Below are 7,324 nucleotides of genomic sequence, written 5' to 3' on the forward strand. Positions count from 1 at the left end.
TAATCAGTACCTGTATATTGATTAAATTGAAATTTAGGGCTATAAAACTATCCGGCTTATCCATACTTCAAATTATATAACAAAACTATTGATTTTTAATCTTTTAAAAGAAAAACTCGATGTGCTCAATTTATGTTACTGAAAGGCCATCCAACAAAACTGCGGAAGAACCATAAAAACGGCAACAGCTATACATGACGCGATAAATCCATTCTATAATGAATAAAAAAAGTTAAAACAAGAGGCATACACTTGTCTGTCAACAGAAAAAGACATATCTTTGTATAAATATCTTCGTGCCAAAAGCACGTTGTCAAGGGGTTGACTGGATTTGACAGCGGGTTGGAATGGTACGTAAGCACGCGGAGCGCAGTCTGTCGGCTCCTGAATCTCGGCAGTCATAAATTTATCTGGCGAAAACAAATACGCTCTCGCTGCCTAATCGAAGCATAGTAGATTATCGGCTTAATCCAGTCACAAGGTGACAGGACGAGACATCGCTCGGAAGCTGTTGTTCCGAAGCATTCCGGTAAAGCGGTGCGGTTAAATCGGAAATAGTCATGCTCGGCCCCGCGCGCATGATGAAAATTCAGGGGATAAGGTCGTTGTTGGTGGTCCGGGTCTTGCAACGACACGAAAACCGAAGGCCGGAATAAGCGTGTAGAAAGCGTATGGTTTCCCTGTTTGGACGAGGGTTCGATTCCCTCCAGCTCCACTTTCACCAATCGTAAGTCCTTGAGTTTCAGTACTTAAGGACTTTTTTATTCCCAACTACTCCCCCATTTACTCCCCCCTTTCTTCAATTATTACACATTCCATAGTATATTTTTTTCGTTTTTTATGATGTTTTTTTAAGCTGAAACAATTGATGTCCAGCCCATGATGCAAAATTAGTTATTTTCCCGTTTCCTAATATCTATATTCGCAAAATAATTGTAAAAACATGATTAACGACCTCTGTTGCAGGATATATTGAATGAGAAGTTTGGCACCATTTACAATGTATTATGTCTGTTGGAGAACCTCAAATCAAAATCATTATTTTCGTTGGGAAATTCGAAAACATTTAATGTCAATCATAAAATAATCGCGTGAAAAATTCACGGATAGATAAAAATATCCTATCTTTGCACATGGATGGCCAAAATATTGAGCCAGTTGATGTATAATAAAAAATAGAACTCATTATGATACTCCGTGTGATATTGAAAAATTTTCTTTCATTCAATGAAGAAGTACAGTTTGATATGTTTCCGAACATGAAAAGAACATCCTTGTCAAACCATATTGCGGTCATTAATGGAAAGCTGCCCGTACTGAAAATGGCTGCTATTTATGGAGCTAATGGAGCAGGAAAATCCAATCTATTGAAAGGCGTAAATTTCCTGAAGGCCATCGCCTTGAACAAGAGCTTCCTGAACAAGGAGAACATCAGAAAATATATCTTTGCTTTAAAAGAGGATGCAGGTGCCGACCCATTGGAGCTGACCATAGAGTTCGTTACAAAGTCAGGGATACCATTTATATACTCGATTGAAGTAAATAATACAGGAATCACGTTCGAAACCCTGCAAATATCCGGCTTGGGTTCCAAGGAGAATTACTGTGTTTTCATGCGGAAGGATGGAAACGTGGAGTATGCGCTAAAACCTTCAGAGGAAGTTAATAATATGGTGTTGGGATGGATAAAAAAGAATCCGTTTGCAAGCCTGATGACAATAAATAATGATATGCCTGTATTGGCCGATGAAAATATTGACATTGCACATGGCTGGTTTGAAAACGAGCTTACAATCATAGGTCTTCATTCATTCAATCCGACTCTGATAGGAATCTTCAAGAACAATACTGAAATCAATCGATTCGCTTCGGAGCTTTTTAAGGTCATAGATCTCGGCATAGCAGGTGTTAAGGTTGAAACTGAAAACTTTGACGAGTGGGTAAGTTCGCACAACATCAGCGATTTGCCGATGGATAAACTACGGGATATGCGTTCCGGTGTGTTGTCCGAGATAGTGGATTTCAGGAATACGCGGGCCATCAGCGTGGAGGACGGGGTGAAGAAGATAAGCCAGATGATGTTCAGGCAGTTTGGTGAGGGAGGTTTTTCCAGGGATATGGATATACAGGCCCAGTCCGATGGTACAGTACGTTTGCTGTCTCTTGTTCCGGCTGTATATGATGCCATGAAGTCAGGCAAGACGGTGTTCATAGATGAAATAGACCACAGCATACACCCCCATTTGGTTCGTGAACTGATACGCTATTTTTCTGAAAAGGGAACCAATGGCCAGCTTATCTTCACTACTCATCAAACCTGCTTGCTTAACCAAGATTTCCTGCGCACCGATGAAGTGTGGATGGTTGAGAAAAAGGACGGCTGCAGCCATATGTATTCGTTAAACGACTTCAAAATCCACAACACAATCAATATTGAGAATGGATACATGGAAGGAAGGTATGGAGCAATTCCGTTTATTGGTGAACTGAATATGTAAAACCTTGAGAAGATATGGATTTATCAAAACTTACATATTCAAAAAATGACCTGGAACGGGAACCAGTAGAACGTATCAGTAACTCCGCTTCAGAACGAAAGGGAGAAAATAAGAGGCTTGCAGCTTTGAATGTTCCTCCTGCATATCGAAAGGAAGAAGGGCTACTGTCAACCAGTTTGGTCTTTGTTATTTCAGGAGGAGAGAAAAGGGAGAAAGATTTTCTTCGGGAACTTATACGGCAACGTGAACTTCATTCATTGAGGGTGGTTTTCATGTCCCAAAAAGGGCAGGGACTCCAACCATACCAGATGCAAGAAAGATGGGAACAAATCAAGTCTGTGGGAGAGTTTAAGATAGGCGCTCAGACCTTCCACTTGGATGATGCTGATAAAGTTTTTCTTCTTTCAGATGTAGATGAATTTTATGACCAAATAGTCAAGATATTCAATTGCAACAAAAATGGCGAGCAAGGCCAATGGATAGTCAGCAATCCGTGTTTTGAGATATGGTTGTATTACTGCTACTTGAATGACCCCGAAAATGATTTGATGTGTCTAAAATCCGAACCGGTTGCAAAACGCAGCAAAAGGCTAAAAAACATATGCCCAAGTCTTGTCGCAGGTGGTATTAATCCATGCATAGCCTTTGAACACATGGTAGAAGGAATAGAACACAGTTTGGCTCATTTTGCCGTTGATGAAAATGGAATACCAACGTTGTTTGCGACTCAAATGCATGAAATGGCCCAATATCTTATTGATACAATGAACAATAATGCCGATGAGTATTCTGAATTCGTGCAACGAAGAAAAGCCTGGCGAAGAGAATTCACAAGAAGAGACGGTTAAACTTAAATGACAAAAATAAAAACCCGGATTCATCACCAGCAACTAAAAACTGGGAGAGGAACTACCGGGACTGCACTGCAAAATTACTAAAATTATTGATTCAACAAAGTTTCTCATTCAGAATATAGCCATAAAAACAATACGAAAAAGAGTTAATACTTGAAAACTTGGTATTTTTGAACGAAATGGAGGAAGTTAATGTCGCGACAGAAAATACGAACCATTCGTTGGGCGAGAAAAACGCAAGTAACAGGGACTACACATATTCTGAACTCGGACGCTTAATGGGAAATTTAAAGGATTTATGATTCCTACTATTACATATGATTGATTTTGACAAAAATGTATAATCCTGTAATGAATGATTATTGAATATGAAAAGCTATAATAAATAATATTGGTAGAAACAAGAGGCAAACACAATGCAAATAATCGTTCATGGAAAATCATAATATAGATGAATAGTGTAAAGAAAGGCGATGATTTTGAATTGCGTACATATCATATCTTGCGTAAATTGTTAGATAATAATGGACTAGAAATTCAATTAAAAGGTCAAAATGAATTTTGGATAGTTCCGTCATCCGCTCATATAAAGCAAAAGGATAAGAAAAAATTTCCTTGGGGTGATTCTGTCATAAATGATTTAACAATAGAAGGCGTAGAAAAGCAAAATGATTTTTTAATACTCATAGAGTGTAAAGATTATGGCCATCCTGTTGACAGGGGCGATATTGCAGAATTCAATACACGTATTCAAGATTTAAAAGCAACCAAAGGAATATTCATAACGACAAACCGTTTCCAGGCAGGAGCTATCAATATGGCTCAATATCATAATATCGCATTAATTAGAGTTGACATAAACGATACAATTATATGGGATTTACATCGTATTGGGAATCGACACGGAATGAAATATCTTGAAGCATGTGAAAAATTGTGTTCTGAAACATTACCGACTACTGTTATTGCATTAGACGGAGCCGATATTTATAGTTCATTGTCTGATTATTTTTGCTGTATTTTGGATATAATACCTGGACCAATAAGTCAGTATGTTCCATATCTCACAAATCAACAAATTCAGCAATCTGCAAAAGATTTCTTATGTGGAAAGGATTATGTAATAATACCGGATTGTATTTTAATGTTTTATATAATCAAAAACAATATTGCTTTTGATTACAATGCTGATTGTGGAGAATTTATTGGCAAATACAGTTTTATGGAGAATAAAATCTATGTATCAAGATTAATAACTGATGAACATCGGAAACGATTTACAATAGCACATGAGATTGGACATGCCATACTTCATCGTAAATTATTAAAAGATTATATTTCCATTGCGCAAGATTATGATATAGAATGTCTTACGGGAAGGGCAAAATGGGAAATACGTATAGAAACACAGGCTAATATCTTTGCGTCGTACCTTTTAATGCCACATATACCTTTTTATAAATTATGCGATGGAAATAAAAAGCAAATTAGATATTCCTCTTTGTTGTCCGTTTTATCTCGACAATCAAGAATGTAATATTAAAACATGTGACACTGCTATTAAAGAAATAGCCAATTTTTTCAAAGTGTCGTATATTGCTGTAAAAATGAGGTTATTAGCAGAAAAACTGTTGATTGAAAGGTAAAGTGACAGAATTGTCCATAATATGTATTGGAAAGTATTTCTTCATATCTATTCCCATTTTTATGTCAGTTATTTGGGAAATATAAATTGAAAATTTTTGAATACGCATTTAAGAAAAAAAATAAAAGAAGGACAGCCGTTTAGAGCCATCCTTCCCGTTCAATGTTAAAATTGCTCCCTGCTTACTTCCTGTCCGTTTTCATACCAGTAAACGTTCAAGTTCTCTGTCGTCATCCACTGGCAATTATTCAACCTGAAGCCGTATTTGTTCTCCCACGTTGACAAATATTCCTCGAAGTCGTTGTATTGTTCGGATTCTTTTACCTCCTCGTCTGTCAGCCTGATAATGTTCAAGACTCCGATGCAGAAGTCGAGGATTATAACATACCTTGGTTCCATAGCCTTTCAGTTCTTGTCAAGTGGATGTTAGTCGCCATCGGATAGAGCCGTTTTACCTTTCCGTAAGCTGTCTGTTGGTTATTGGCGTTTACGTTGACATTTAGTTTTATTCCGCCAATCGTGATGTTGAAGTGATACCTAATCATGCTGTTTGCTTTTCATTGTCCATAAACCTTTTCTTTATTCTCTGAACCGTGCTTATACCGACTTTCTCGCTCTTGGCAATCATCCTTATCGGGTAGCCCTTGTGGAGAAGTCTTATCACCCCGGCATATTCTTCCTTCATCTTGTCATCAGGTTTCCTGTAGCCAGCCTTTCTTCCGACTTTCCCTCCGTTAGCTACAAACTGTTCCTTTCCCGAATTGAGCCTGAACCTGATGTTTTCCCTCTCCATTTCCGCGCATGTCCCAAGTACGGCTATGAATATCGTAAGGAACGGATGCTCTTTCCCGTCGGCGTTGAATATCGAGAGCCGCTCTTTCTGGAAATATACGTTCAAGTGCTTCTCCTTGCAAAGCCTGACATTATAGAGTACGTCGTCAACATTCCTTCCGAGGCGTGACAGTTCCGATATGAGAAGGATTCCGATTTTATTCTTGAAGCAATACGACAGGCACTCTTTCAGGATTGGCCTTTCCTGTGTTTTCCTTGCGCCTGATATATGTTCCTCGTATGTTTTCACGATTTTCAGGGATTTCGTTTTCGCCAATATTTCCAAGTCCCTGATTTGCCTTGAAGTATCCTGCCTGTCATTGGTAGACGATACCCTTGCATAAACCACTGCTGTTGTTTCCATATAATTCTTTGAGTTAAGTGAATACAAAATAATGTGCCCAATCCAACATTATGCCTATTATTTGAACACAAAACGGATTGAACACATTTTCGGTTGTCGTAAATAACAAAAATAAAGATACGTGATTTTCGGTCTTTTGTCACATTTACCGTTTTCACATATCCCTGCATTTAAGAGAGTTCAGTCTTTCAAATATTTAAGTGTTTACTGAAAATCGAAGTTTTACAGAAGGTGATTTTTCATTTAATTGTTTTTCTCCTGTAATTGTAATTTTTGTAAAGACTCAAATATCCCATAATCAGACCGCTTGTTTCCTTAGCCATTGCCTTATCTTGGTTTCATAGTCCTCGCAATATTCCACGTTTTCGTCTATCACTGAAATCAAGTTGTCAAGATAAACGTTTTCTATGATTTTCCTGTTTTCTTTGTTATCATCAGGAGTAAGGGTAATTGTAAATGTATCCGAGCCTTCGTCATACTCGACTCTTACATAACCCGTCATCTTGAATCCCTGTACATGAAACTCCGTACCATTACTTAAAGTCCTTACCGAAGCAAAGCATATTCCCCAGCTTAAAGGGATTGCACTGTGCTGGAATATTCGCCAAATGTATCTTGCCATTGAAGGCTTGTTTTCTGTCGTGTTCATAATCTTTGTTGTCTTGAATTTGATGTTTTGTTGATTAAGATTACACTGAATATCAACCAAATTCCAATATACCGTCAATCAGCTTGTAAAAGGCCATGTTTTGCATTCCAATAGGCCATGTTTTAGAGCCTCGTTAACCGCGTTTTGGTTTGTTGATGGTTTCTTTATGTTAATTGGTTGGTATTCAGTGACATAAGAGAGTGTGGTATTCAGTTAAGCGACATCCCCGTTCCTTTCGTAATAGAGTTCTGAAGCTGCATCGTCACATATCATTGCAAAGTCGTCAAGTCCGAGCAAAGGGTATTCATCATGATAAAATGAATGCAGGTCAGTAGGTGTCAATGTTGGGTCTGAAATAAGCGAATCCTTTACCAGTTCATACATTTCCTCATACTGTTCCCACCAAACCAACTGGCAGTCATAACCCTTCATCCGTCCCGGTTCATGAGGATATACCTTGTTGCAGCTTGTGATTATGTGCTC

Annotated in this window: 7 protein-coding genes, 1 other RNA gene and 1 pseudogene; 4 read left to right on the forward strand and 5 right to left on the reverse strand. The window is 38.1% G+C overall.

The window, feature by feature from the left end; translation table 11 throughout:
* Positions 1-317: 317 nt before the first annotated feature.
* The 4 genes from ssrA to H6A34_RS12825 all read left to right on the forward strand — a co-directional run bounded on the left by ssrA (position 318) and on the right by H6A34_RS12825 (position 4,889).
* Positions 318-718: a transfer-messenger RNA gene (gene ssrA / locus H6A34_RS12810) on the forward strand.
* 541 nt (positions 719-1,259) lie between these two features.
* Positions 1,260-2,498: an AAA family ATPase gene (locus tag H6A34_RS12815; protein WP_239480881.1), complete on the forward strand. Its 1,239-nt coding sequence runs from the start codon at positions 1,260-1,262 to the stop codon at positions 2,496-2,498.
* A gap of 14 nt (positions 2,499-2,512) precedes the next feature.
* Positions 2,513-3,346 (forward strand): RloB family protein, encoded by an 834-nt coding sequence (locus H6A34_RS12820; RefSeq protein WP_205105836.1) that lies wholly within the window; start codon positions 2,513-2,515, stop codon positions 3,344-3,346.
* 457 nt (positions 3,347-3,803) lie between these two features.
* Positions 3,804-4,889, forward strand: a complete 1,086-nt coding sequence (locus H6A34_RS12825; protein WP_205105837.1) for an ImmA/IrrE family metallo-endopeptidase — start codon at positions 3,804-3,806, stop codon at positions 4,887-4,889.
* 273 nt (positions 4,890-5,162) lie between these two features.
* Here the strand turns inward: H6A34_RS12825 and H6A34_RS12830 are convergent, their stop codons facing one another.
* The 5 genes and pseudogenes from H6A34_RS12830 to H6A34_RS12850 form a co-directional block, all read right to left on the reverse strand.
* Complete coding sequence (locus H6A34_RS12830) at positions 5,163-5,396, reverse strand: hypothetical protein (protein ID WP_205105838.1); 234 nt, start codon at positions 5,394-5,396, stop codon at positions 5,163-5,165.
* Positions 5,375-5,542, reverse strand: a complete 168-nt coding sequence (locus H6A34_RS12835) for a hypothetical protein (protein WP_205105839.1) — start codon at positions 5,540-5,542, stop codon at positions 5,375-5,377. Before H6A34_RS12835 ends, H6A34_RS12830 begins: the two co-directional genes overlap by 22 nt.
* Positions 5,539-6,192, reverse strand: coding sequence for a recombinase family protein (locus tag H6A34_RS12840; protein ID WP_205105840.1), 654 nt, complete (start codon positions 6,190-6,192; stop codon positions 5,539-5,541). The genes H6A34_RS12835 and H6A34_RS12840 overlap by 4 nt, the downstream gene beginning before the upstream one ends.
* A 298-nt stretch (positions 6,193-6,490) precedes the next feature.
* Positions 6,491-6,814: a hypothetical protein gene (locus H6A34_RS12845; RefSeq protein ID WP_239480882.1), complete on the reverse strand. Its 324-nt coding sequence runs from the start codon at positions 6,812-6,814 to the stop codon at positions 6,491-6,493.
* A 240-nt stretch (positions 6,815-7,054) separates the two neighbouring features.
* Positions 7,055-7,324: pseudogene (locus H6A34_RS12850) on the reverse strand (hypothetical protein); the annotation flags it as partial.

Origin of the sequence: Marseilla massiliensis (assembly GCF_016899855.1) — a bacterium.
Classification (GTDB): Bacteria; Bacteroidota; Bacteroidia; order Bacteroidales; family Bacteroidaceae; genus Prevotella.